The sequence below is a fragment of the Phyllobacterium sp. A18/5-2 genome, assembly GCF_025452215.1.
GTDB classification, from domain to species: domain Bacteria; phylum Pseudomonadota; class Alphaproteobacteria; order Rhizobiales; family Rhizobiaceae; genus Phyllobacterium; species Phyllobacterium sophorae.
Genome location: NZ_CP104966.1, coordinates 177,011 through 200,968, shown reverse-complemented (window position 1 = coordinate 200,968; position 23,958 = coordinate 177,011). Strand labels below are relative to the sequence as shown.

20 protein-coding genes and 3 pseudogenes are annotated in these 23,958 nt (G+C 58.2%); 12 read left to right on the top strand and 11 right to left on the bottom strand.

Going from position 1 to position 23,958, the window contains the following annotated elements; genetic code table 11:
- The first annotated feature begins 15 nt into the window (after nt 1-15).
- Together cobO and N8E89_RS01075 are read left to right on the top strand one after the other, a co-directional pair.
- Nucleotides 16-654 (top strand): cob(I)yrinic acid a,c-diamide adenosyltransferase, encoded by a 639-nt coding sequence (gene cobO / locus N8E89_RS01080; protein ID WP_106662859.1) that lies wholly within the window; start codon nt 16-18, stop codon nt 652-654.
- On the top strand, nt 654-1,082 hold the full coding sequence (locus N8E89_RS01075; RefSeq protein WP_106662860.1) for an EamA family transporter: 429 nt from the start codon (nt 654-656) through the stop codon (nt 1,080-1,082). Before cobO ends, N8E89_RS01075 begins: the two co-directional genes overlap by 1 nt.
- Here the strand turns inward: N8E89_RS01075 and N8E89_RS01070 are convergent.
- Nucleotides 1,057-1,867, bottom strand: a pseudogene (locus N8E89_RS01070) (TSUP family transporter). The gene N8E89_RS01075 and the pseudogene N8E89_RS01070 overlap by 26 nt on opposite strands.
- Before the next feature lie 172 nt (nt 1,868-2,039).
- On the opposite strand from N8E89_RS01070, the gene N8E89_RS01065 reads away from it, so the two are divergent.
- Genes N8E89_RS01065 through cobM form a run of 3 tightly spaced genes read left to right on the top strand, consistent with a single transcriptional unit; the run spans nt 2,040 to nt 3,627 of the window.
- Nucleotides 2,040-2,468 (top strand): tellurite resistance TerB family protein, encoded by a 429-nt coding sequence (locus N8E89_RS01065; RefSeq protein ID WP_262260893.1) that lies wholly within the window; start codon nt 2,040-2,042, stop codon nt 2,466-2,468.
- Nucleotides 2,468-2,869, top strand: a complete 402-nt coding sequence (locus N8E89_RS01060) for a cobalamin biosynthesis protein (protein ID WP_262260891.1) — start codon at nt 2,468-2,470, stop codon at nt 2,867-2,869. The genes N8E89_RS01065 and N8E89_RS01060 overlap by 1 nt, the downstream gene beginning before the upstream one ends.
- Nucleotides 2,866-3,627, top strand: coding sequence for a precorrin-4 C(11)-methyltransferase (gene cobM / locus N8E89_RS01055; protein WP_262260890.1), 762 nt, complete (start codon nt 2,866-2,868; stop codon nt 3,625-3,627). Before N8E89_RS01060 ends, cobM begins: the two co-directional genes overlap by 4 nt.
- Here the strand turns inward: cobM and N8E89_RS01050 are convergent.
- Nucleotides 3,607-4,365 (bottom strand): cobalt-precorrin-6A reductase, encoded by a 759-nt coding sequence (locus N8E89_RS01050; RefSeq protein WP_106662865.1) that lies wholly within the window; start codon nt 4,363-4,365, stop codon nt 3,607-3,609. The genes cobM and N8E89_RS01050 overlap by 21 nt on opposite strands.
- Nucleotides 4,358-5,474 (bottom strand): annotated as a pseudogene (locus N8E89_RS01045) (cobalt-precorrin-5B (C(1))-methyltransferase). The gene N8E89_RS01050 and the pseudogene N8E89_RS01045 overlap by 8 nt, the downstream one beginning before the upstream one ends.
- Nucleotides 5,475-5,579: 105 nt before the next feature.
- Between N8E89_RS01045 and cobA the strand changes: the two are divergent.
- The 4 genes and pseudogenes from cobA (at nt 5,580) to cbiB (ending at nt 9,735) form a co-directional block, all read left to right on the top strand.
- Nucleotides 5,580-6,420, top strand: a pseudogene (gene cobA / locus N8E89_RS01040) (uroporphyrinogen-III C-methyltransferase).
- On the top strand, nt 6,417-7,715 hold the full coding sequence (locus N8E89_RS01035) for a cobyrinic acid a,c-diamide synthase CobB (protein WP_262260888.1): 1,299 nt from the start codon (nt 6,417-6,419) through the stop codon (nt 7,713-7,715). Before cobA ends, N8E89_RS01035 begins: the two are co-directional and overlap by 4 nt.
- On the top strand, nt 7,715-8,725 hold the full coding sequence (gene cobD, locus N8E89_RS01030) for a threonine-phosphate decarboxylase CobD (RefSeq protein WP_262261987.1): 1,011 nt from the start codon (nt 7,715-7,717) through the stop codon (nt 8,723-8,725). Before N8E89_RS01035 ends, cobD begins: the two co-directional genes overlap by 1 nt.
- Before the next feature lie 29 nt (nt 8,726-8,754).
- The gene (gene cbiB, locus N8E89_RS01025; protein WP_106662869.1) at nt 8,755-9,735 is read left to right on the top strand and encodes an adenosylcobinamide-phosphate synthase CbiB; all 981 of its coding nucleotides are present in this window, start codon (nt 8,755-8,757) and stop codon (nt 9,733-9,735) included.
- Here cbiB and N8E89_RS01020 read toward each other — a convergent pair.
- From N8E89_RS01020 to N8E89_RS01000, 5 genes are read right to left on the bottom strand one after another with little or no spacing between them, the layout of a single operon-like run.
- Nucleotides 9,732-11,354, bottom strand: a complete 1,623-nt coding sequence (locus N8E89_RS01020; protein ID WP_262260887.1) for an ABC transporter ATP-binding protein — start codon at nt 11,352-11,354, stop codon at nt 9,732-9,734. The genes cbiB and N8E89_RS01020 overlap by 4 nt on opposite strands.
- Nucleotides 11,354-12,208, bottom strand: coding sequence for an ABC transporter permease (locus N8E89_RS01015; RefSeq protein ID WP_262260886.1), 855 nt, complete (start codon nt 12,206-12,208; stop codon nt 11,354-11,356). The genes N8E89_RS01020 and N8E89_RS01015 overlap by 1 nt, the downstream gene beginning before the upstream one ends.
- Nucleotides 12,205-13,152: an ABC transporter permease gene (locus tag N8E89_RS01010; protein WP_106662872.1), complete on the bottom strand. Its 948-nt coding sequence runs from the start codon at nt 13,150-13,152 to the stop codon at nt 12,205-12,207. Before N8E89_RS01010 ends, N8E89_RS01015 begins: the two co-directional genes overlap by 4 nt.
- A 34-nt stretch (nt 13,153-13,186) precedes the next feature.
- Nucleotides 13,187-14,668: an ABC transporter substrate-binding protein gene (locus N8E89_RS01005; RefSeq protein ID WP_262261985.1), complete on the bottom strand. Its 1,482-nt coding sequence runs from the start codon at nt 14,666-14,668 to the stop codon at nt 13,187-13,189.
- Between the two features lie 53 nt (nt 14,669-14,721).
- Nucleotides 14,722-15,993: an acetylornithine deacetylase/succinyl-diaminopimelate desuccinylase family protein gene (locus N8E89_RS01000; protein ID WP_262260885.1), complete on the bottom strand. Its 1,272-nt coding sequence runs from the start codon at nt 15,991-15,993 to the stop codon at nt 14,722-14,724.
- A gap of 160 nt (nt 15,994-16,153) precedes the next feature.
- On the opposite strand from N8E89_RS01000, the gene N8E89_RS00995 reads away from it, so the two are divergent.
- Genes N8E89_RS00995 through N8E89_RS00985 form a run of 3 tightly spaced genes read left to right on the top strand, consistent with a single transcriptional unit; the run spans nt 16,154 to nt 20,682 of the window.
- Nucleotides 16,154-19,009 carry a molybdopterin oxidoreductase family protein gene (locus N8E89_RS00995; protein ID WP_262260883.1) on the top strand — a complete coding sequence of 952 codons (2,856 nt, stop codon included), beginning with the start codon at nt 16,154-16,156 and terminating at the stop codon, nt 19,007-19,009.
- Nucleotides 19,006-19,773, top strand: coding sequence for a 4Fe-4S dicluster domain-containing protein (locus tag N8E89_RS00990; protein WP_262260882.1), 768 nt, complete (start codon nt 19,006-19,008; stop codon nt 19,771-19,773). The genes N8E89_RS00995 and N8E89_RS00990 overlap by 4 nt, the downstream gene beginning before the upstream one ends.
- A gap of 3 nt (nt 19,774-19,776) precedes the next feature.
- Nucleotides 19,777-20,682 carry a dimethyl sulfoxide reductase anchor subunit family protein gene (locus tag N8E89_RS00985; RefSeq protein WP_262260881.1) on the top strand — a complete coding sequence of 302 codons (906 nt, stop codon included), beginning with the start codon at nt 19,777-19,779 and terminating at the stop codon, nt 20,680-20,682.
- 1 nt (nt 20,683) lies between these two features.
- Here N8E89_RS00985 and N8E89_RS00980 read toward each other — a convergent pair whose 3' ends face one another.
- Genes N8E89_RS00980 through N8E89_RS00970 form a run of 3 tightly spaced genes read right to left on the bottom strand, consistent with a single transcriptional unit; the run spans nt 20,684 to nt 23,954 of the window.
- Complete coding sequence (locus N8E89_RS00980; protein WP_113173961.1) at nt 20,684-21,613, bottom strand: lipid A biosynthesis lauroyl acyltransferase; 930 nt, start codon at nt 21,611-21,613, stop codon at nt 20,684-20,686.
- Nucleotides 21,614-21,619: 6 nt separating this feature from the next.
- Nucleotides 21,620-22,645: a zinc-binding dehydrogenase gene (locus N8E89_RS00975; protein ID WP_262260880.1), complete on the bottom strand. Its 1,026-nt coding sequence runs from the start codon at nt 22,643-22,645 to the stop codon at nt 21,620-21,622.
- A 31-nt stretch (nt 22,646-22,676) separates the two neighbouring features.
- Nucleotides 22,677-23,954, bottom strand: coding sequence for a beta-ketoacyl-ACP synthase (locus N8E89_RS00970; protein WP_106662879.1), 1,278 nt, complete (start codon nt 23,952-23,954; stop codon nt 22,677-22,679).
- Between the last annotated feature and the right edge of the window lie 4 nt (nt 23,955-23,958).

The following is a 23,958-nucleotide window of genomic DNA, read 5'->3' as shown; positions in this document are numbered from 1 at the left end:
GGAAGGAAACGCCAAATGGCTGAAAAATCACAAAAATTGCAGAATCTGACCGAAGCGGAAATAAACGAGCGCCACGCCGACAAGATGCGCAAGAAGAAGGCGGTGCGTGACAAGATTCTGGCGACCAAGACTGATGAAAAAGGTCTCGTGATCGTCAATACCGGCAAAGGCAAGGGCAAATCCACAGCCGGCTTTGGCGTCGTCTTCCGCGCGCTCGGCCATGGGATGAAGATCGGCGTCGTGCAGTTTGTGAAGGGCTCATGGGATACGGGTGAACGCTGGGTTCTGGAAAAATTTCCGGAACAGGTGACTATCTCAGCAATGGGCGAGGGGTTTACCTGGGAGACGCAGGATCGCGCACGCGACATCGCCATGGCGCGCAATGCCTGGGAGCAGGCGAAGGCAATGATCCTCGACGACGAAACGGAACTGGTGCTCTGCGACGAATTGAATATCGCCTTGCGCTATGACTATCTGCCCGTAGAAGAAATCATCGAGGTTTTGAAGCAGAAGCCGCACATGAAACATGTGATCATCACGGGACGAAACGCCAAAGACGAACTTATCGAGTTTGCCGACCTCGTCACTGAGATGGAAATGATCAAGCATCCGTTCCGTTCCGGCATCAAGGCCCAGAAGGGAATTGAGTTCTGATGGCCGACAGCTGGCAATTCTGGGCGGTCGTTTCTGCGATGTTTGCAGCCCTGACCGCCATATTTGCCAAGGTTGGTATCGAGAACATCAACTCCGATTTTGCAACGCTGATCCGGACCTTTGTTATTATCGGAGCGCTATGCGTGTTCCTGACAGTCAGCGGCCAATGGCAGGGCTTGTCGGCAATTTCCACCAAGACGTGGACATTTCTTATTCTGTCAGGGCTGGCGACAGGGGCTTCCTGGCTTGCATATTTTCGTGCGCTCAAAATCGGTGATGCGGCGCGGGTGGCCCCTATCGACAAGCTTTCCATCGTCATGGTGGCGATCTTTGGCGTCGCTTTTCTCGGAGAGAAGCTTTCCGGACTCAACTGGCTCGGCGTTTTGTTGATCGCCGGAGGCGTTATCCTACTGAGCCTGCGGTTCTGAAGAGCGCAGCGAGCCATGTTCCCCAGGGATTGTCGGCATAGAGAAGTTTGGTGGCCAGCGCCAAGCAGACGACGATCAATAACGGCTTTATGATTGCTGCGCCGGATTTCATTGCCAGACTGGCACCAACGCGGGCTCCGGCGAACTGAGCGATGCCCATCAGCAAACCGATCTTCCAGTTGATCACGCCAAGAAATGCAAACGTAAGAAAGCCGCCAAGATTGGATGCGAAATTCAGAAGCTTGGTATGGGCCGTAGCCTTGAGCAGGCCGTAACCGGCAAGCGAGACAAAACTCAGCATGAAAAAAAGAGCCGGTTCCCGGACCAAACAGCCCATCATAGAAGCCTATGAGCGGCACGATGGTAAGTCCGAACAGGAATGGCGTGACACGGCGCGCACGATCCACGTCGTCCATATTGGGTTTGACCGCAAAATAGATGGCAATCGCGATCAGCAGGACCGGCAGGAAGGCACGTAGCACATCCCCAGGCAAGAAGCCTGCCAACAGAGCTCCGCCAATGGCTCCAAGCGCGGACATGAGCGCAGACGGTAGTTGGCTCTTGAGGTCGACATGTCCCTTTTGCGCATAGGCGATTGTGGCCGAGGCCGAGCCAAACAGCGACTGCAGCTTGTTCGTCCCAAGGGATTCGACGGGCGAAAGACCAGCCAAAAGCAAGGCCGGCACTGTTACGAGGCCTCCGCCTCCAGCAATCGAGTCGATGAAGCCTGCGACGAACGCAGCGAAAATCAGGAGTGGTGGTACGTTTTCGAGGAAGGCGGACATGGGGAGGGTCTCTGTGCAACGCGGCGGACCATAGCCAGATTTTTGCGTTTGGCGAGCAGTTTTGGCGTACGGATGCCTCGCAGTATGCGAGATCGCCGCCAGGTGTGCTGTTTCGGCACTTGAATTTGCGGGTCCGCGCTGCAATCAATCTTAAAGGACAGTTGGGGGTACAATGAGCGAAAGCATTTTTGATCGGATTACCGCTTATCTCGGAGCAAAAAGTGCGGTGCAAAAGGTCGCCGATGATCCGGTGTTGACGGCCGAGCTCTTGCTTTTGCTGCATGTGGCATTGGCGGACGGCAAGACGGACAAGACCGAATATGCTGCTATTCTGGGTATCGCGGAGAGTGATTTCGGTATTCCGCGCGACGAATTTGCTGAGGTGGCAGAATATCTCAAGGACTTCGGTTACGAGACGACGAGCAAGCAAGCTGCGCTGGCCTTTGCCGATGTGCCGTTTGATCGCAAGGTGTCGCTGCTGCGTCACCTTCTGGTGATTGCAAATGCAGACAATGATCTTGATCCCCAAGAGGCCAATCTGATTCGCACCACCGCGGATCTCCTGGGCGTGACACCCGAAGAATTGCACAAGAGGCACTGATGCCCCGGCCAATTTACGCGCTTGGTATTGGCTGCGAGCGCGGATGCGATCCGCAAGAGGTTTTATCCCTGATCGAACGTATTCTGAAAGTCGCCGGCGTCAAGGCCAGCGATGTGATTGGAATATATTCAATCGATCAACGCCGGAGCGAACCGGCCCTTTTGCAAGCCGCGGAATACTTCGGCTTGCCGTTGACATTCTTCAGTGCTGAAAGCCTGGAGGAACAGACGCCCCGACTGCTCAATCCATCGGAACGGGTTTTTGCTCTGGTCGGCTGCCATGGTGTGGCGGAAGCGGCTGCGCTTGCGGCCGCAGGTTCGGATGGCGTACTGGTGGTCGGAAAGACCAAATCCGCTCACGCCACCGGCGCATTGGCAGAGATAGGCGAGTTGAGACAATGAAAGTTCACTTTATCGGCGCAGGTCCCGGTGCACCGGATCTTATCACCGTGCGCGGCCTGAAACTTATCCAGTCCTGTCCAGTCTGCCTCTATGCCGGGTCGCTGGTCCCACCGGAAATGGTGGCGGAGGTACCTGATGGCGCGAGGGTGATCGACACCTCATCGCTCACGCTGGACGAGATCATCAGTGAGATCGAGCGGGCGCACGCCGAAGGCAAGGAAGTGGCGCGGGTACATTCGGGTGATCCGTCGATCTATGGGGCGGTCGCTGAACAAATGCGACGCCTCGATGCGCTCGGCATCGCCTATGACGTGACGCCGGGCGTTCCGGCATTCGCAGCCGCTGCTGCTGCCTTGAAGAAGGAACTGACGGTCCCGGAAGTGTGCCAGACAATCATCTTGACGCGCACATCAATGAAATCGTCGGCCATGCCGGAGGGAGAAGATCTGGCCACACTCGGGAAATCCGGCGCGACGCTGGTCATTCACCTGTCGATCCGCAATCTGACGCGCATAGAAACCGAGCTCACGCCGCTCTATGGTGCAGATTGCCCTGTGATTGTTGCCTATCGCGTTGGATGGCCTGACGAACAGTTCATCCATGGGACGCTTGGCGATATTGCGGACAAGGTAAAGGCATCGGGCCTCAGCCGGTCTGCCATGATCTTTGTCGGGCGCGGTTTGTCGGCCGACGCGTTTCGGGACTCAGCGCTGTACCACAAGGATCACAGCCACACGTTACGTTCGCGCCCGGAGTGAACCCAAAATCTCGTCGACGAACTGACTTACACTTTCGATATCTATCAGTGTGTGTGTGCCGGGGCGGTGCGGCCGGTCGATCATGATGACAGGCAGGCCGAGATCACGAGCGGCTTTGATCTTCGTATAGGAGGCAGAGCCACCGGAGTTGCGGCAGACGATAAGTGTTAGACGCTTCTTCGTCAGGAAAGCTGTCTCATCTTCCACTTTGCCGGGCCTTGAGAGCTCCAACTCGAAATCGACGAGATCGAGCGGTGTTTCTGGCGGGTCGATCATGCGGACCACGAAATGCACATCACCGCGACGGGAGAAGGAGGCAATGTGCTGGCGTCCTAGGGCGAGCAGTACGCGAGCCCTTGTAGGGATGGCAGCGACTGCCTCCTCAAGCGATGCAACGCTTGTCCATCGGTCACCGGGCTTTGGGTGCCATGCCGGCCGTTCCAAGCGGACGAACGGAACTTGGGTCGAAGCCACTGCCACGAGTGCATTGTCAGAGATTTGCGTTGCGAAGGGATGGGTGGCATCGATGAGCAGCGATACATTCTCGCGCGCAATGTAGCCCGTGAGCCCTCTTGCGCCGCCAAACCCGCCGGTGCGAACTTCACCCTCGAGTTTTGCTGGATCGCGTGTGCGCCCTGCGAGCGATGAAATTACGCGGCGGCCTTGCGCTACGAGCAGAGTGGCGAGTTTCGAAGCCTCCGCGGTGCCGCCAAGAATGAGGATCGGACGATCAGACACGGGAGAGCACTGTGCCTTTGCGATCGGTGACGATCACTTCCACCTCGACCGGCGCTCCCTTGAGAGTGGCAAGTGCTGTTTGCCTGGCCTTCGCAGCGATCGGCTTGGCGAGATCGATCCCGAGACTTTGAGTCAATTCAAGCACTTCCTGCGCAGTGTTGGCATTCAGAATCCGCTCTCTCATATTTGGGTCGAGACCAAGCTTTTCCGCTTCATCGGCCAGAAACGTCATACTCACCTGGCTGCGTCCCGAATGAAGATCGAGCGCACCTTGCGCCAGTTTCGTCAGTTTGGCAAAGCCTCCAGCGATAGTCAGCCGGTCAATGGGATGTACGCGCAAATATTTCAGGAGCCCGCCGGCAAAATCACCCATATCGAGCAGCGCGATTTCCGGAAGGTTGTAGATGGCTTGCGCTGCATCTTCGGAAGTGGAGCCAGTCGCGGCAAGGACATGCGTCAATCCCGACGCGCGCGACACGTCTATGCCGCGATGGATCGAATGGATCCAGGCAGCGCAGGAAAAAGGATGAACGATGCCGGTTGTGCCCAGGATCGAAATGCCGCCGACAATGCCGAGGCGAGGGTTCCAGGTTTTCTTGGCGATTTCCTCGCCCTCGGGCACGGAGATCGTGATGATGATATCGGCGGGCAAGTCATACTGCGCACAAATCTCTTCACAGATTTTGGTCATCATTTGACGCGGTACGGGGTTGATGGCTGCTTCGCCTGGTGCGATCGGCAGGCCCGGCAAGGTGACAGTACCGACGCCTTCGCCTGCGACAAACTGGATGCCGCTTCCGGGCGGTGCGGGGAATACGGTCGAGATTATGGTTGCGCCATGTGTGACATCGGGATCATCACCGGCATCTTTGACGATGCCTGCCATGGCGTAACCGTCGCCGATCGATCTCGATCGCCAGCTGGAAATGCGGGACCTCACCCTTGGGCAGGATAATGGCCACCGGATCGGGAAATTCACCAGTGATCAAACCAATAAGCGCAGCTTTCGTCGCTGCGGTTGCGCACGCACCCGTCGTCCAGCCCCTGCGCAAAGGCCGGTCGATCGTTTCGTCTGGTTTACGCAATCCGGCATCCGGTTCATCACTCATACGGATCTTATAGACCAGCTTCTCCGCCCGTTGCATGATTTTTCCGATAAGTTCATGCTTGCGGTCAGAAAAAATTGTGCTATGCGCAAAAGGGACCAGTGAGCGATGGGCGCAATGAAATCAAAACTGCCAAAGTTTGAAGCGGGACATGTTTGGCTTGTCGGGGCAGGGCCGGGGGATCCTGGTCTTCTGACGTTGCATGCGGTCAATGCGCTCGAACAGGCTGATGTGGTGGTCTACGACGCGCTGGTCAATGAAGATTGCCTGTCGTTCGCCCGTCCTGACTCAACCTTGGAATATGCCGGCAAGCGCGGCGGCAAACCGTCGCCTCAGCAGCGGGACATTTCGCTGCGGCTGGTTGAGCTGGCGCATTCGGGCAAACGCGTCCTGCGGCTGAAGGGCGGCGATCCTTTCGTGTTCGGGCGCGGAGGCGAGGAAGCGCTTACCCTGGTTGAACATGGCGTACCGTTCCGGATTGTCCCCGGCATCACTGCTGGGATCGGTGGACTTGCCTATGCGGGCATTCCGGTGACGCACCGTGAAACCAACCAGAGCGTCACCTTCTTGACCGGGCACGATGCAACCGGTCTGGTGCCTGATCTCGATGGACTGGAGTAGTATCGCCAAGGGCTCTTCGGTGATCGTGATGTACATGGCCATGAAACACATTGGCCTGATTGCCTCGCGGTTGATCGGCGCCGGACGTTCGAAGGATGAACCGATTGCGTTTGTCTGTAACGCGACAACCGGTGAACAAAAGGTGCTGGAGACGACTTTGGAGAAAGCCGAGGCGGAAGTGAGCCAGTCCGGTCTTCGGCCGCCTGCCATTGTCGTCGTCGGCGAAGTTGTGCGCTTGCGCGCCGCTCTCGACTGGCTCGGTGCGGTGGAGGGCCGCGTGCTCAAGCAGGATCCTCTCGGCACCCGCCGGGAAAAGGATGCAGGATGAAAGGCGTCATCGTCGCCGCGCCAGCTTCCGGCAGCGGCAAGACTACAGTAACACTGGGGCTGCTGAGGGCACTGCACGATCTTGGAGTCGCTATCGCCCCGGCGAAAGCCGGTCCCGACTATATCGATCCCGCCTACCACACGCTCGCAAGCGGCGTTCCTTGCGTCAATCTCGATCCATGGGCTATGCGGCCAGATCTGATCAGCGCCCTTGCATCCCGCCATATCGAAGGCGGCAAGATGCTTGTCGTCGAGGGTATGATGGGGCTGTTCGACGGGGCAATGGACGGAAGCGGGTCGGCGGCGGACCTGGCGACACGCCTTGCTCTACCGGTCATTCTCGTTCTGGACTGTGCCCGGCAATCGCACTCAGTTGCTGCGCTCGTCAGCGGATTTCGTGATTTTCGCCGCAATGTAATGATAGCAGGGCTGATCCTCAACCGCATCGGCAGCGCCCGTCATGATGCCATGCTAAGGTCGGCGCTCGAGCCCGTGGGCATACCGGTCCTGGGCTCAGTGCCGCGCGACGAGAAACTGCAACTGCCAGAACGGCACCTCGGCCTTGTTCAGGCAGGCGAACACGTGGGCCTCGACAATTTCATTGCTTACGCCGCTTCCGTCATCGTCGAACGGATCGATCTTGATCGCATTCAGCAAATCGCTGGCCGCTATGGTCCCACGGCGTCCATGGCAAATATCGCGCGAATTCCGCCGCTAGGACAGCGCATTGCGGTTGCCCGCGACAATGCCTTTGCCTTCTCTTATTTGCACCTGCTGGATGGCTGGCGCAGGCGGGGCGCGGAGATCAGCTTCTTTTCGCCCCTTGCCAATGAAGCGCCTTCCGAGACCTGCGACGCAATTTATCTCCCCGGCGGCTACCCTGAACTGTACGCGGGACAGCTCGCGCAGGCTGCAAATTTTGCATCTGGGATGAGGCAGGCAGCAACCAAAGGCGTTTCCATCTATGGCGAATGCGGCGGGTATATGGTTCTGGGCGAAAGCATCGAGGATGGTGCGGGCGAAAAGCATCAAATGCTGGGGCTGTTGCCGGTCGAAACAAGCTTTGCAAAGCGCCGACTGCATCTCGGCTATCGGCGGCTCGCACCACTCGCCGCTTCACCATTCCAAGTTCCGCTGACAGCGCACGAGTTTCACTATGCCAGCATAATTCGCGAGGGCGATGCCTTGCGGCTCTTCCAGGTCAAGGATGCGCTCGGGGAGGATTTGGATGAGGCGGGTCTGCGCGTCGGATCGGTCTGTGGCTCCTACATGCACGTAATTGATTTGGCGGGATGATGCAGGTTGAACATGGAGGGGCGCTCGACCGCGCCATGGAGCGTTTCGGCGGCGGGATCGACGACTGGTTTGATCTTTCGACAGGTATCAATCCGGAAGTTTTCCCTTTGCCGCCGATCGGGCCCGAGATATGGAATCGGTTGCCCGACGAGAAGCTGCTGGCATCGGCACTGCGTGCAGCAAGCAGCTACTATGGCATGCGAAGCGATGCCGGAATTTCAGCGGCGCCGGGAACGCAGGCGCTGATCCAGATAATGCCCGAACTGATGATCAAGGGTGAGATTGCCATTGTTGGCCCCACCTATCAGGAACATGAGCAGTCATTCCGGCAAGCGGGCTGGACTGTTGCGAATTGCCGGAGCGTTGATGACATTCCCCAGTCTGCAAAGGCTGCGGTCATCGTCAATCCGAACAATCCAGATGGGCGCGTGATTGCGGTGGATCTTCTGCTAGATTTGGCGAGACGACTGGATGGCAGGGGCGGCTTTCTCATCGTCGATGAAGCCTTTGCCGATCCGCATCCTGAGGTGAGCATCGCCGCGCATGCGGGAATGAATGGGCTGATTGTCCTCAAATCCTTCGGCAAGGTCTTTGGTCTTGGAGGGCTGCGTCTTGGCTTTGCGCTTTCGACGAGCGCTGTTGCGCAGGCTCTCAAATCGCGCTTGGGCCCTTGGCCGGTATCCGGTCCCGCGCTGGCGATTGCAACGCATGCGTTTTCAGAGAAGCAACTGCTTGCAGACTATATGGCGCGGCTGAGCGTACGCCGTACACTGCTTGCGAACGTTCTCGCTGAGGCAGGCGTTGTCGAGATTGGTGGAACGATGCTGTTTTCACTGGTAGAGTTCAGGCAGGCGCATCTGCTTCACGAAGAACTTTGCAAGCAGCATGTTCTCACGCGAAAATTCGGTTATGCGCCACAATGGCTACGTTTTGGTCTGCCATTGGATGAAAACGCGGCTGACATCTTGCATCAGCGCCTGGGGAAGGCTCTGAGCACAGCTTCAAGCTGATATTCTGATTCAGAGGGATCGAATCATTCATGGTAATCAATTTCTTGATTCTGTTTCTTGCCTTGCTTGCTGATCGTTATTTCGGCGATCCGGACTGGTTGTGGGAAAGAATTCCACATCCGGTCGTCCTCTTCGGCAAGGCTATCAGCTTCGTGGACCAAAGGTTCAACAAGCCGACCAATTCAGACTATGAAAGGCGACGCGACGGCTTTCTTGCGATGCTGGGCTTGCTTGTGCTGGCAGCCGCGGTCGGCTGGCTGGTGCATGTGGCGCTGCGAACCATCTCTCCTCTTGGTGAGTTGATCGAAGCTCTTATCGTTGCGGTGTTCCTCGCGCAGCGAAGCCTTGCTGATCACGTCTCCCGTGTTGCCAATGCGCTGCGCGACGAGGGAATTATAGGGGCCCGGCGGGCTGTCTCGATGATTGTTGGACGAGACCCGGAAGTGCTCGATGACGCAGGCGTCAGCCGTGCTGCCATCGAAAGCCTCGCGGAGAATACGTCCGATGGGATCATCGCGCCGGCATTCTGGTATGCCTTGCTGGGGCTTCCGGGACTCCTTGCCTACAAGCTGCTGAACACCTCGGACTCAATGATTGGTCACCTGAACGATCGCCATCGCGATTTTGGACGCTTTGCCGCCAAGCTCGATGACGTGGCCAATTGGGTTCCTGCGCGACTGACGGGGCTGCTGATTTCCGGCGCGGCCTGGATCGTGCACGGATATGATGCTGCGCTTCGATCGTTCAATGTGATGATGCGCGATGCGCGTCTGCACCGCTCGCCCAATGCAGGTTGGCCGGAGGCCGCGATGGCTGGCGCTATCGAGGTAGCGCTGGCGGGCCCGCGCGTTTACGGCGGCGTTACCGCCAATGAGCCGATGCTGAATGGCGCGGGCCGGCGCGATGTCGGAGCCGAAAATATCGAGGATGCACTCAACATCTTCAGCGTCGCGACTGCGACCTTCACTGTCGCCATCCTCGTCCTTTTCCTCGTGGGGCTGCTGCTCTAACCCTGTTCGCCAATACGTCGCGCCAGGGCGTTGTGCAGATCGGGTGAGGCCTGAACAAGCGCTCGCCCGGCGTCGGATTGCGGATTGCGCAAGACTTCGCCGGTATTCCCGCGCTCGACGATCTTGCCGTTGGACATGATCATGACCGTATCCGTGATGGCGCGAGCCACCGCGAGATCATGGGTGATGAACAGATAGGCGATGCCGAGCCGGCCATTGAGATCGGCGAAAAGGTCAAGGATCTGCGCGCGGATCGACACATCGAGCGCCGACACTGGCTCATCGGCAACGATCAGCTTCGGTTCTGTGATGATGGCGCGGGCGATGGCGAGGCGTTGACGCTGGCCACCGGAAAATTCATGCGGATATTTGTCCCGGTCCTTTCGCGGTATGCCAACCCGCTCCAGTGCCGCATCGATACGATCGCGTTTTTCGGAAGATGAGAGCGGGCGATCCAGCAGGTAGAGGGGTTCTGCCACGAGGCGGTCTGCCTTGTGTCTCGGATTGAACGACCCATATGGATCCTGAAATACCACCTGCATGTTTTGGCGGACAGGACGTAGCGCATCTTCTTTCAGGTGGTCGATGCGTTGATTTCCAAATTTTATCTCACCGGCAGTGGGCCGATCGAGCGCAAGAATCATGCGTGCCAAGGTGGATTTGCCACAACCGGAGCGGCCAACCAGTGCCATGGATTGACCCGGCTGGAGATCGAAGCTGACATCGTCAACTGCTTTCGTGTCTTCGCTCCGGGCAAATAAGCCGCTGCGACTTCCACGGTAGCTGCGCTCAAGATTGCGGGCCGAAAGCAGAGAACCCTGGCTTCGAACATGCTGGTGGCTCGTCCGATCCGGAACATGCATCGAGGCCTGCGCCAGCTGGCGTGTGTAGGGATGGGTCTGCTCCGTCAGGATCTGCGTGGTCTCACCATTATCCATCACCTCGCCATGGCGGAGAATGGTTATCGAATGGGCCGTGTCGGCCACTACCGCCAGATCGTGACTGATGAGCAGCAGCCCCATTTTTTGTTCGTCGACGAGACTTTGCAATAGCTCCAGGATTTGGGCTTGCAGGACGACATCCAGCGCGGTGGTCGGTTCGTCGGCGATCAACAGTTTCGGTTTCAGTGCACAGGCGATGGCAATGACGACGCGCTGGCGTTGGCCACCGGAGAGTTCATGCGGATAGCGGCGAAGCGGAAACTTTGAAGTCGGCAGGCCAACCCTGTCGAGAATGGCGCGTGTCTGCTCTTCTGCAACGGCGCGGCTCGCTCGTGTGTGTAGCCGGATCCCTTCTGCGACCTGTTCACCGATGGTTTTCACCGGATTGAGCGCCGTCATCGGTTCCTGAAACACCATGCCGATGTCGTCGCCACGCAACTGGCACATATCGGCTTCGCTTGCCGCCAAAATGTCCTTGCCGTTGAAGCGAATTTGTCCTTCTGCCTTGGCACCGCTTGGCAGCAGTTTCATAATGCTGAGCGCAGTCATGGATTTGCCTGAGCCGGATTCGCCCACCAATGCGCGGATTTCACCCGGATCAATGGCGAGATCGACGCGCTTCAAAGCCTGAAAGGCCCCAATCTTCAATGACAGGTTCTTGATTTCGAGCAAAGCCATCAACGTTCCCGCCACAGCTTCGGGTCAAGGACATCGCGCAGGCCATCGCCAAGCAAATTGAGACCAAGAACGGTGGTGACGATGGCGAGACCGGGAAACAGGGCCATGTGCGGGGCGATGCTGATCATCGTCTGCGCCTCGAATAGCATGCGGCCCCAGCTGGGCATCGGCGGCTGGGATCCAAGGCCAACATAGGAGAGACCCGCTTCGGCAAGGATACCGAGCGAGAACTGGATGGTTGCCTGCACGACGAGGAGGTTCGCCATGTTGGGCAGAATATGCTCGAACGTGATGCGCGCCGCCCCTTTGCCCGACGCACGGGCAGCCAGAATATATTCACGCGGCCAGAGCGACAGCGCCGCGCCGCGGGCGACACGGGCGAAGACCGGAATATTGAATATGCCAATCGCGATGATGGCGTTGACAGCGCCCGGTCCGAAGACAGCCGTGATCATGACCGCCGAAAGGAGCGCGGGGAAAGCAAAGATCAGATCGTTGAAGCGCATGAGCACCTCGTCAAGGACACCGGCGCGCGCTGCAGCCCAAAGGCCGAGCGGAATGCCGACGCCTGCGCCGATCACCACGGAGACGAAGGCGACGGCGATGGAATTGCGGCTGCCAACCATGATCATCGAGAGAATATCCCTGCCAAAGTGGTCGGTGCCGAGCCAGTGGGCCGCGGATGGCGGTTTCAGCTTGCCCACGATGTCGAACGTGCCGACCGCATAGGGTGTCCAGACAAAGGACAGTGCCGCAATCAACGCAAGCAGACCCGTAATGATCAATCCGATGGCAAATGACCTGTTGGAGAGAGCCTTGGCGATATTCTCACGCCATATGGTGGAGGTATTCATGCGCGGCTCCGAAGGCGCGGGTCGACGACGGCATAAGACAGATCAACCAGAAGATTGACCAGGATCACGGTGGCCACAAGCACCATGACCACGCCTTCGACAACAATCAGGTCGCGCTGGGTGATCGCCTGGAACACAAGACGGCCGAGGCCAGGCAGGTAGAAGACGTTCTCGATGATGATCGTCCCGGCGAGCAGGAAGGCAAATTGCAAGCCGAGAATGGTCAGAACCGGGATGAGGGCATTGCGCAGCGCATGACGGTAAAGCACCTTGCGGCGGCTTAGTCCCTTGGCGCGGGCCGTGCGGATGTAGTCTTCGCCGAGCACGTCCAGTAGGGCTGAACGGGTGATGCGTGCCAGGATGGCGGCCTGCGGCAAGGCAAGAGCGATCGACGGCAGGATCAGGGACTTGAGGCCAGGCCATAGACCGGCATGCCAGCCGGGAAAGCCGCCTGCCGGAACAAGCCGAAGCGTCACTGCGAAAACATAGACAAGGAGGAGGGCGAACCAGAAATTGGGAATGGCGACACCCACCTGGGCAACGCCCATGGTCGCGGTATCGGAAAGCGAACCGCGTCGCGCTGCGGAAAACAGGCCGACCGGGATGGCAATCAGGGTGGACAGAGCCAAGGAGATCAGGGCAAGCGGCAACGAAACCGCGACGCGTTCGGTGATCAGATCGATGACCGGGACTGAGTAGGTATAAGACCTACCCAGGTCGCCTGAAAGGAGGCCACCTAGCCAGCTGAGATAACGGGTGATCAATGGTTGATTGAGCCCCATCTGCTCTTGAAGGGTACGGACGGCATCTTCGGTCGCATTCATGCCGAGCATCAGGCGGGCCGGATCGCCTGGCACGACTTCAAGCACCGCAAACACAACGACAGATGCTGCCAGCAGCGTAAGGAATCCGATCAGAACGCGCTTTGACGCGTAGCTCAGCATGAATCAGCCTCGATTTTGGCGACGCTGGCGAACATCACTCCGCCCACTTCACCGCGGTCAGATCGTTGGCTTGAATCGGACCGTTTTCCCACAGCCCCTCGATCTTTGCGTCCCATACGCCGGTTTTGGGTAGCTGGAACAGGAAGGCCGCGGGAACATCGGTTGCCAGAACCTTCTGGGCCTGCTGGTAGAGTTCCGTACGCTTTTCTGCGTCGGAAGTTGCTTCGATCTGCTTGATCAAATCCCTGAACGCCGGATTGTCATAGTTGAAGTAGTAATCATCGCGGGCGAAAATGTTGAGATCGTTGGGCTCGGTGTGGGAGACGATCGTCATGTCGTAATCCTTGCCCTTGAAAACCTGTTCGAGCCACTGGGCCCACTCCAACGGTATGATCTCGGCTTCGATGCCGATTTCGCGGAGCTCAGCCGCAATGATCTCGCCGCCGCGTCTTGCATAGGTGGGTGGCGGCAATTTCAGCGTCGTCTTAAAGCCATCAGCGTGGCCGGCCTCGGCAAGTAGCTTCTTTGACAGCTCGGGATCATAGGCGGTTTCCGATGTCAGATCGAGATAGGCTGGGTGATGCGGCGGAAAGAATGAGCCGATAGGCGTTCCGAGGCCGAACATCGCGCCGTCGATCAGCGCCTTGCGATCGATGGCGTGGGCAATGGCTTGACGCACCTTCAGATTGTCGAAGGGTGGCTTCTTGTTGTTCATGCCGAGGACCGTTTCGCCTTCGGTGGTACCTATAACCACCTTGAAGCGAGGGTCGGCCTGAAACTGCGCGATAGTTTCATAGCTCGGGAAAACCGGAAAGGCCTGCACATCGCCGGCCATGAGTGCCGCTGTGGCCGCTGCCGGATCCGGAATGACACGGAATGTGGCCTTTTCCAATGCTGCCGGCGTACCCCAGTATTCGGGGTTCTTCGAGATGACGATCTGTGAGCCCTTGGCCCAGGAATCGAACTTGAACGGGCCGGTTCCGATCGGCTTTTCCTTGTTGGTCCCGGCGCTTTCCGGCGCGACGATCACCGCATCACCCCAGCCCATATTATAGAGAAAATCGCCGTTCGGCTGTTTCAGCGTGACCTTGACGGTCAATGGATCCACAACCTCCACCGTGTCGATGGCGGCAAACAGACCCTTTTGCGCATTTGTGGATTTGTCGGCGTGAGCGCGATCGAGCGAAAACTTGACGTCCTCGGCATCGAATGCCGTGCCGTCGTGGAATTTTACGTCCTTGTGCAGCTTGAAGGTGTAGATCTTGCCGTCGCCGGACATCGTCCAGCTCTCGGCGAGGGCAGGGAGAACGTCGCCTTTCGCTCCGATCCGCGTCAGGCCCTCGAAAATATTGGCGTAGACGACCTCATCAATCGCAGCAGCCGCACCTGCTGTCGGATCGAGGTGCGGCGGTTCCAGCACGATGCCAAGCACCAGATCGGTTTTTGCCGCAAAGGAAGCGGTGGACGAGAGTAGCGCGATAGCAACACCTGCGAGGACTGACTTCCAGAATTTCATCATTCAACGTCTCCCGAACACTTTGCCGCAACTGGAATGGACATTTATCTCGTCTAGATCGACCCGGTTAATAACACCTTCAAACCGAGTGCCATGACTTTTGCCGACTCGATCATGTCTTCGATACCGACATATTCATCGGGCCGATGCGCGAGGTCGAGGATGCCGGGCCCATAGGCGATGCAGTCATGCAGCAATCCAATGCGCGCGATATGCTTCTGATCGTAGGTGCCGGGAGAAATTACATAGTCGGGCTCTTTGTTGAAGACGGCGCGAATGCCTTCGGCAACGGCTGTCACGACCGGCGCGTCGCGCTCGGTCATCAACGGTTGCACCTCCATGATGTCGCGAATGTTGTAGTGAAATTTCGGCCGCTCCCATTGCAGCCGGTCGAGGATTGAAGTCACCTCGCGCTTTACCTCGGCAATGTCCTCTTCGAGCAAGAAGCGGCGATCGATGGTCAACAGGCAGGAGTCCGGCACATTGGGAGAAGGCAATCCGGAATAATCATCGGTCTGGCCGCCATGGATCGAATTGATGTTCATCGTCGACCGGCGCGCGCCCTCCGGCACCACGGGCATACGCGTCTGTTTCTGTTCGAGCGCCGGAAATAGTTCCTTTTCGAAGGCTTCAAGTACTGCGCCCATGTGGCGGACCGCGCAATCGCCAAGAAATGGCATTGAGCCGTGCGCGATCTCACCCTTGGTCTCGATCTCTGCCCACCAGACACCGCGATGGCCAAGACAGATGCGATCTTTGTTGAGCGGTTCAGGAATGATGACGTGATCGACGCGCGGCTTGGAGAAGAAACCTTTACTGGCAAGATAGGCGACGCCGCCGAAACCGCCTGATTCCTCGTCCACAGTGCCGGAAATCTCGATAGCACCGGAAAAATCGGGATAGACTTCGAGAAAAGCTTCCGCAGCGATGATCGAGGCCGCAAGTCCGCCCTTCATGTCGCAGGCGCCGCGCCCATAGACCTTGCCGTCCTTGACGACACCTTCAAACGGGTCGACCGTCCAACCTTCGCCGGTATCAACGACATCGATGTGCGAATTGAAATGCACGGTCTGGCCGTGGGTGCGGCCGTCAAAACGGGCAACGACATTGGTGCGGGGATAGCGGTCAGTGTCGCCGGGTGTGCCTTCCCCGCGAATCAACTGGGTTTCGAAGCCGATCTTTTGCAACCGCTGCGCGAGATACTCAGCGCAAGGTGTGTAGGCCTCGCCAGGCGGGTTGATCGTGGGAAAGCGGATGAGTTCACGCGTCAGCGTGATCAGGTCATCACGTCGTTTCTCGATGGCGCGGGAGAGCTTGTCGTCCATGCTCATATCAAATCAGGACCGCTCCCGATTTGGCAAGAGGCAACTTGTTGCCAGTAGCAAATGCCGTTTTCCTGATGAGATGTCGTTTGTGTGTTTGGCGGTTTGGAATTGTTCTTATAAAACAAGCCACGAAGCATGTGACGAGCGGGGCCCATCAAAAATGAACGCAGAACCACACCTTGCCCTGTCGGAGCCGGTTGGTGATGAAATCCGCAAGACCACTTGCTACATGTGCGCCTGCCGTTGCGGCATCGATGTGCACATCAAGGACGGCAAGGTCCGTTACATCGAAGGCAACCGGGACCATCCTATCAACAAGGGTGTTCTGTGTGCCAAGGGATCCGCGGGGATCATGCAGCATTATTCGCCGGCGCGCTTGCGTGCACCGCTGCTGCGAACCGGGCCGCGCGGCTCCGGCGAGTTCAAGGAAATCAGCTGGGAAGAAGCCCTGACGCTGGCTGTCGATTGGCTGCAACCTGTGCGCGAGACCGCGCCGCAGAAGCTGGCATTTTTTACCGGCCGGGACCAAAGCCAGGCACTGACCAGTTTCTGGGCGCAGAATTTCGGAACGCCCAACTATGCTGCGCATGGAGGTTTCTGCTCCGTCAATATGGCGGCGGCGGGGATCTACACGATTGGCGGGGCATTCTGGGAGTTCGGTGCTCCCGATTGGGATAAGACGAAGCTCTTCGTGCTGTTCGGCGTCGCGGAAGACCACGATTCCAATCCGATCAAGATTGGCATCTCCAAACTGAAGAAGCGCGGTGCGCGATTTGTCTCGGTCAATCCGGTTCGCACTGGCTATTCCGCGGTCGCCGACAACTGGATTGGAATCAGGCCGGGCACGGACGGGTTGCTGATCCTCAGCGTCATTCACGAGCTCTTCAGGACTGGCAAGATCGATCTCGATTATCTGCAGCGCTACACCAATGCGCCGTGGCTGGTGATCGATGACGAAGCCAAGGAGGATCATGGCCTCTTTCTGCGCGACGACCTCGGCAAGGCGCTGGTGCGCGACCGCAAAACGGGTGCGCTGGTGCGATTTGACGAGCCAGGTCACGTGGCCGATCTCAATGCAGATTTCGTCACCTCGGACGGCCGGAACGTGCGCAGTGTGCTGCGGCTGATGGCAGAAAAATATCTCGATCCGAAATATGCGCCGGAAGCGATTGCCGCTGAAACCGGAATTGCGACGGCAACGATCCGGGGATTGGCTTCAGAAATTGCTCGCGTGGCGTTCGAAGAAGAGATTGTGGTGGAACAGCCCTGGACCGACATGAAGGGCGAGCAACACGAGGTCATGATCGGCCGGCCGGTGAGCTTTCACGCCATGCGCGGCATCTCCGCCCATTCCAATGGTTTCCAGTCGGCGCGAGCCCTGCATGTGCTGCAGACAATCATCGGCTCCATCGATTGCCCTGGCGGTTATCGTTACAAGCCGCCCTATCCGAAGCCTGCCACCGCGCATCCGCGGCCGCATGGCAGGGCCGAACATGTAAAGCCCGGCCAACCGCTCGCAGGTCCGCACCTGGGTTATCCACTCGGACCTGAAGACCTGCTGGTGGACAGCGACGGCAAACCGCAGCGCATCGACAAGGCGTTTTCCTGGGAAGCGCCATTATCAGCACATGGCATGATGCACATGGTCATCGCCAATGCCACTGCAGGCGATCCCTATCCGGTGGACGTGCTGTTTCTCTATATGGCGAACATGGCGTGGAATTCGTCGATGAACACGCGCGGCACTATCAAGATGCTTGAAGCGCGCGACGAGACGACGGGCGAATATAAAATCCCGAAAATCATCTACTCGGACGCCTATTCATCGGAGATGGTCGCCTATGCCGATCTGATCCTGCCCGACACGACCTATCTGGAGCGGCACGACTGCATTTCGCTGCTTGACCGGCCGATCTCCGAACCGGAGGCTGCATGCGATGCGATCCGCTGGCCGGTCTTGGAGCCGGACCGCGATGTGCGTGGCTTCCAATCCGTGCTGATCGATCTTGGCGCGCGGTTGAAGCTTCCCGGCTTTGTCGATGGCGAGGGCAATGCCCTTTACAAGGACTATGCCGACTATATCGTCAATCACCAGCGTAAACCGGGAATCGGCCCGCTGTCCGGCTGGCGTGGCGCGGATGCGCTGGGCGAGGGCCGTGGTGCACCCAACGCGGACCAGCTGAAGAACTATATCGACCATGGCGCCTTCTGGATGAAGCCCATTCCCGAAGAGGCGCTATATTTCAAGCATCACAACGCAGCATACCAGCAGTTTGCCATCGATATGGGCTTCTTCGATGCGCCGCAGCCGGTCACTATCCAGCTCTACGTTGAGACACTGCAGAAATTCCGGTTGTCGGCGCTTGGTGTCCGGAAACCCGTTGCGCCCGAGCAATACAGACAGCGCTTGCTCGACTGTTTCGATCCGCTGCCTGACTGGTACCGGCCCTTCGAGGAGCAAGGTGTCGATACCGCTGAATTTCCGTTTCATGCGATCACGCAGCGGCCCATGGCGATGTATCACTCCTGGGGCTCGCAGAACGCCTGGTTGCGGCAAATCCATACCAGAAACCCTCTCTATGTCCCCAGCAATATCTGCGATGAGCTGGGCTTGAAGGATGGCGATTGGGCCTGGGTCACATCCCATCATGGACGCATCAAGTGCGAGATTGCACGTACTGACGCCGTGAATGGGAAAACCATGTGGACCTGGAATGCGATCGGCAAGCGCAAGGGTGCCTGGGCGCTTGATCCGAATTCACCCGAAGCAACGAAGGGCTTCCTGCTGAACCATCTCATTCACGAACTCCTGCCCCCCAAAGGCGATGGCATGCGCTGGTCCAATTCCGATCCGATCACCGGGCAGGCGGCCTGGTACGATTTGCGCGTGCGCATCGAAAAAGCCGAATCAGGAGCAGAGATCAGCGAGCCGCATTTCGGTACGATCAAGCGGCCCGGCAGCCAGAGGCAGCCGGTGGACGAGTTGCGCTATGGGGAGGAGTGGACAAGCAAATGACCAGCCTGCCGCAAAACCGCACCGCCAAAAGGCTCGGGCTGGTCATCGACCTTGATGTCTGCGTCGGTTGCCATGCCTGTGTGATCAGCTGCAAGGAATGGAATACCGGTGGCTATGGCAATGCGCTATCGGACCAAGATCCTTACGGAGGAGACGTTTCGGGGACGTTTCTCAACCGCATCCACAGTTTCGAGGTGGTCCCGGAGGGCGGGCAAATTATTGGCGAAGCTGGCGATGCGCGTGTGGTGCATTTTCCGAAGTCCTGCCTGCACTGCGAAGACGCGCCATGTGTGACGGTGTGCCCAACCGGCGCTTCCTACAAACGCGCCGAGGACGGTATCGTGCTGGTTGACGAGGACAAGTGCATCGGTTGCGGGCTTTGTGCCTGGGCCTGCGCCTATGGCGCGCGGGAGATGGATTTGGCCGCCGGCGTGATGAAAAAATGCACGCTGTGTGTCGATCGCATCTATAACGAGACCTTGAAGCAGGAAGACCGCGTGCCATCCTGTGTCAGGACCTGTCCGGTCAATGCGCGGCATTTTGGCGATCTTGGCGATCCGACGTCCGATGTATCGATCATGGTGGCTGAAAGAGGCGGGTTTGACCTGATGCCGGAGCAAGAAACGCGGCCGACAAACAAGTATCTGCCACCCCGCCCACGGACTTGCCTGAGCGACAGCGCGCCGATCATCCCGCTTGCCGAAAACACCGAAGGCGCGCGCGGGTTTTTCGCCTGGCTCGACAAGACGCTCGACCGGATTTAGTTCATGCATCCAGCCTTTTCGATCATCCTGTTCACTACCTTGTCAGGTCTGGGTTATGGGCTTGCCGTTGTGCTTGGACTTGGTTTTCTTGATCCGTCACTGTTGTCGACCAAGCTCGCTTATCTCGCATCGCTTGCGCTGATCGGCATCGGGCTCCTGTCCTCGCTTCTGCATCTCGGCAATCCGCAGCGTGCATGGCGGGCGCTGAGCCAATGGCGCTCCAGCTGGTTGTCGCGGGAGGGCGTGATGGCCATCGCGACGTTCGTTCCGCTGACTTTGAATGCGGCGCTGGTGATATTCACTGACAGGTACGATGCAATTCTGGGTCTGATTGGCGTTCTCGGCGCGCTCGTTACCGTCTATTGCACATCGATGATCTATGCATCGCTCCGGACCGTTGGATCATGGCATACGAGACTGACGCCACTGTGCTTTATCCTGATTTCACTGGCGGGCGGGCTTCTGCTTGCCGGTGCCTTCGCGGGTGGAAACGCGTTGATGGTTGAGTTGCTGGCGCTGGTAGTGATTTTACTGGCATTGACTGCCAAGATGGTCTGGCGCAACCGGGCCACAACGCTTGTCCCGATCTCGACGCCTGAAAGTGCAACGGGCCTCGGGTTCATCGGCAAGGTGCGGTTGTTCGAGCGACCGCATGCGCTCGACAATTATCTCACACGGGAAATGGGCTTCCGCGTCGCACGCAAGCATGCCGCCAAGCTATGGGTGGTCGCATTCTTTTTTGGCGCGATCCTGCCAATTCTGACACTGCTCATTGCCATGGCGGCAGGCAGCGGAGCAACCGCGCAACTTGGCCTTATTGCCGGCGTCGTTGCGCATTTTCTTGGCGTTTTCGTCGAGCGTTGGCTGTTCTTCGCTGAAGCCAAGCACGCCGTGATGAACTACTACTAGGTCAGTTCCAGCGCTTGTGGAACCACATCCATTGGCCGGGATATTCGCGGACCCAGGTCTCGACCTTGTCGTTCAATACCTGCACGGTTGCGGCGAGGTCGATTGCGCCTTTTTCATCGCGAGGCAGTTCCATCTTCTCTTCCAATTCAAGCCGGAACCGGCCACCCGGCAATCGCACACAGCGCGCGGGGTAGACATCGCACTCATATTGTCGCGCGAGCTTCGCCAGCAGCGGATTGGTCTTGCATGGCCGATTGAAAAAGGTCGAGGGAATGCCTCGACGAAATTTCTGATCAACCAGCATGCCGACATTGCCATTGATGTTGAGCACGCTGGCGAGCGACCACGCTGCACCGGCTTTCGATGGCACCAGATGTCCCATATTGGTGCGCCGGGCACCCAGGATTCTTTTGGCGACGTATGGATTGTTCGGCGGGCGGAAGAGGGCGGTGACATTCAAGTCGAACGTTGCAGCGCAAATGGGCAGCAGTTCGAAATTGCCGGTATGACCAGTGAAGAAAATGTGCGGGCGGTCCTTCTCCTCAAGTAGACGTTCAAAGATTTCGCGGCCATGCACCTCGATAAGCCCCGTTTTGTCGCTATGCGGATCGTAATCGAATATCGCGTCGAGAAAGACGTATTCGGCGGTGAGGCGAGCCATGTTGCCCCACATGTCCCGTGCGATCTCCTGCAACTCTGCTTCGGATTTCTCGGGATAAGCCTTGCGCAGATTGCCCATCGCCACGCGGTGGCGGCCCATCAGAGGACCGATCTTGCGGGCAGCCGCATCCATGAAATCCATGGCAGCTTTCGCTGGCAGGCGCCGCAGGAGCCACAGAATGCCAAAGATGACATGCGCCGACAGCCAGTAGTTGAATGACTTCAACTTCTGGCTCCAACGGTACAGAGCTAGTTTTGTATCAAGTTTCATGAAGGGTCAGTTGACGCGCAGGATGATCTTGCCGAAGACATCCCGGCCTTCCATCCGCTTCAACGCCGTATCGATGTCGTCGAAGCCGACTTCCGTATCAATGACAGGATGGACCAGACCGCGCGCCATTTTCTGCATGGCGTCAGCCATGTTTTCCATGCGGCAACCGAACGAACCGAGCAGTTTCAACTGCTGCTGGAACAGCATCATCAGATTCATGCTGGTGGAAACGCCCGATGTCGAACCGCAGGTCACAAGACGTCCGCCGCGCCGCAATGACAGCATGGAGCCGGCCCAGGTGTCGGCGCCGACATGCTCAAAGACGACGTCCACGCCCTTTTTCTTGGTCAGCTTGCGGACGACACCCTCGAAGCGGTCTTCGCGGTAATTGATGACGTGATCGGCGCCGAGCGCCTTGGCTTTTTCGATCTTGTTGTCGGAGCCGACGGTGGTGATGACGGTGCAACCTATCTTCTTGGCAAGCTGGATGGCTGCTGAACCGATACCCGAGCCGCCGGCGTGAACGAGAATGGTTTCGCCTGGCTCGAGTTTGGCATTGTCGAACAGCATGTGCTCGACCGTACCGAATGTGACCGGAGCAACCGCCGCGCCGATCTCATCGACGCCGGGAGGTGCGGGAACAAGCAGCCGGGCATTGAGGTTTACTTTTTCCTGAGCAAAGCCATCGAGATGAAAACCGTGCACGCCAGAGACATGCTCGCAAAGGTTGTCGCGACCTTCACGGCAGGGTCGGCAGAGGCCGCAGGTCTGGGCGCCATAGATGGAAACCAGCTGACCCGGGAGCAGGCTGACGCCCTGGCCGATCGCATCGATGACGCCAGAGGCTTCCGCGCCGATCGTCAATGGCATCTTGCGCTTGGCGAATGCCATGCCGCGCCAACCCCAGACATCGATGTGATTGAGCGCGACGGCCTTGATGTTGACCGTGACTTCACCCGGACCGGGTGGGGGCGGAGGGGCAATGTCGACGATCTCGAGCTTGCGGTCTTCAATCAGCTGTAGTGCACGCATATCAATTTCCGTTTCCTATTCAGGCCACGGATTAGTTCGGTTCTGCCGTCATGACAAGACACGTATTTTGTCCACCGAAGCCGAACGAGCTGGAAAGGACCGAAGAGACACTTGCTTCACGCTTCACATTCGGCACGACGTCCATGACAATTGCCGGGTCCGGATTATCATAGTTGATCGTCGGAGGGATCGTACCCGTCTGAATGGTCAGCACCGAGAACACGGCTTCGATAGCGCCGGCTGCGGTCAGCGTATGGCCGATCATGGACTTGTTCGACGACACAGGAAGCGACGAGATGCGCTCGCCGAAAACGGTCGATAGCGCTAGATATTCCATCTTGTCGTTTTCCGGCGTCGAGGTGCCGTGAGCGTTGATATAATCGATCGCATCTTCCTTGATTCCGGCATCGTCCAGCGCGGCACGAACCGCGCCGATGGCCGGTGAGCCGTCGGGCTTCGAGCGGGTTCTGTGGAAGTCATCGGCCTTCTCGCCGCAACCGCGCATGATGCCGAGAATATTCGCCCCGCGCGCGATGGCCGATTCCAGGGATTCCAGCACCAGCGCGCCGGAGCCTTCGGCCATGACGAAACCGTCGCGATCCTTGGAGAATGGCTTGGCTGCCTTGTGAGCGGGCTCGTTTTGTGTGGAAAGCGCCGAGAGCAGGGAGAATCGGATCAGAGCTTCGGCCGAAACAGAACCATCCGTGCCGATCGACAGCACACGATCACTCTCGCCGCGCCGGATTGCCTCGACGCCAAGCTGAATGGCAGTCGCTCCCGATGCACAGGCCGTAGAAAGTGTGACGGGCAGGCCACGTGTGCCGAAGGTGTCGGCCAGGCATTCGGCTATGTAGCCAAATTCAACGGTGTTGAACATATCGACCTGCGGGCCACGGCGGCATGCTGCAAGGAGCAGGTCGTAACCCGGTTCGCCTTCGGACTTAACCAGCGCATCGAGGGCAAAGCGGTTGCGCCATTCAAGTTCGACCGGCGGCGCTGCCAGGAACAGCGGTCCGCCAAAATCATCGACGGGGAAACCGGCCTGGGCGATTGCTTCTTCGGCTGCGAGCGAGGCCAGTTTCTGCGACAACGCCGATGCGCCCTTGCTGCTTTCCTCAAGGAAATCAACAGTGCCGGCGATTTGCGTACGCAGATTATCCAGCTCAAACCGCGTAATCGTATGAATGCCGGAAGTTCCGGACGTCAGTGCAGCCCAGTTCTCTTCCTTGCCTTGTCCGAGCGATGAAACGACGCCAAGACCGGTGATGGCGACGAGGGGGCGGCCAAGATGATCAGTATATTTGGACATGGGA

Coding starts and splice junctions, on each gene's coding strand:
- cobO (WP_106662859.1), top strand. CDS start 16: ATGGCTGAAAAATCACAAAAATTGCAGAATCTGACCGAAGCGGAAATA.
- N8E89_RS01075 (WP_106662860.1), top strand. CDS start 654: ATGGCCGACAGCTGGCAATTCTGGGCGGTCGTTTCTGCGATGTTTGCA.
- N8E89_RS01065 (WP_262260893.1), top strand. CDS start 2,040: ATGAGCGAAAGCATTTTTGATCGGATTACCGCTTATCTCGGAGCAAAA.
- N8E89_RS01060 (WP_262260891.1), top strand. CDS start 2,468: ATGCCCCGGCCAATTTACGCGCTTGGTATTGGCTGCGAGCGCGGATGC.
- cobM (WP_262260890.1), top strand. CDS start 2,866: ATGAAAGTTCACTTTATCGGCGCAGGTCCCGGTGCACCGGATCTTATC.
- N8E89_RS01035 (WP_262260888.1), top strand. CDS start 6,417: ATGAAAGGCGTCATCGTCGCCGCGCCAGCTTCCGGCAGCGGCAAGACT.
- cobD (WP_262261987.1), top strand. CDS start 7,715: ATGCAGGTTGAACATGGAGGGGCGCTCGACCGCGCCATGGAGCGTTTC.
- cbiB (WP_106662869.1), top strand. CDS start 8,755: ATGGTAATCAATTTCTTGATTCTGTTTCTTGCCTTGCTTGCTGATCGT.
- N8E89_RS01020 (WP_262260887.1), bottom strand. CDS start 11,354: ATGGCTTTGCTCGAAATCAAGAACCTGTCATTGAAGATTGGGGCCTTT.
- N8E89_RS01015 (WP_262260886.1), bottom strand. CDS start 12,208: ATGAATACCTCCACCATATGGCGTGAGAATATCGCCAAGGCTCTCTCC.
- N8E89_RS01010 (WP_106662872.1), bottom strand. CDS start 13,152: ATGCTGAGCTACGCGTCAAAGCGCGTTCTGATCGGATTCCTTACGCTG.
- N8E89_RS01005 (WP_262261985.1), bottom strand. CDS start 14,668: ATGAAATTCTGGAAGTCAGTCCTCGCAGGTGTTGCTATCGCGCTACTC.
- N8E89_RS01000 (WP_262260885.1), bottom strand. CDS start 15,993: ATGGACGACAAGCTCTCCCGCGCCATCGAGAAACGACGTGATGACCTG.
- N8E89_RS00995 (WP_262260883.1), top strand. CDS start 16,154: ATGAACGCAGAACCACACCTTGCCCTGTCGGAGCCGGTTGGTGATGAA.
- N8E89_RS00990 (WP_262260882.1), top strand. CDS start 19,006: ATGACCAGCCTGCCGCAAAACCGCACCGCCAAAAGGCTCGGGCTGGTC.
- N8E89_RS00985 (WP_262260881.1), top strand. CDS start 19,777: ATGCATCCAGCCTTTTCGATCATCCTGTTCACTACCTTGTCAGGTCTG.
- N8E89_RS00980 (WP_113173961.1), bottom strand. CDS start 21,613: ATGAAACTTGATACAAAACTAGCTCTGTACCGTTGGAGCCAGAAGTTG.
- N8E89_RS00975 (WP_262260880.1), bottom strand. CDS start 22,645: ATGCGTGCACTACAGCTGATTGAAGACCGCAAGCTCGAGATCGTCGAC.
- N8E89_RS00970 (WP_106662879.1), bottom strand. CDS start 23,954: ATGTCCAAATATACTGATCATCTTGGCCGCCCCCTCGTCGCCATCACC.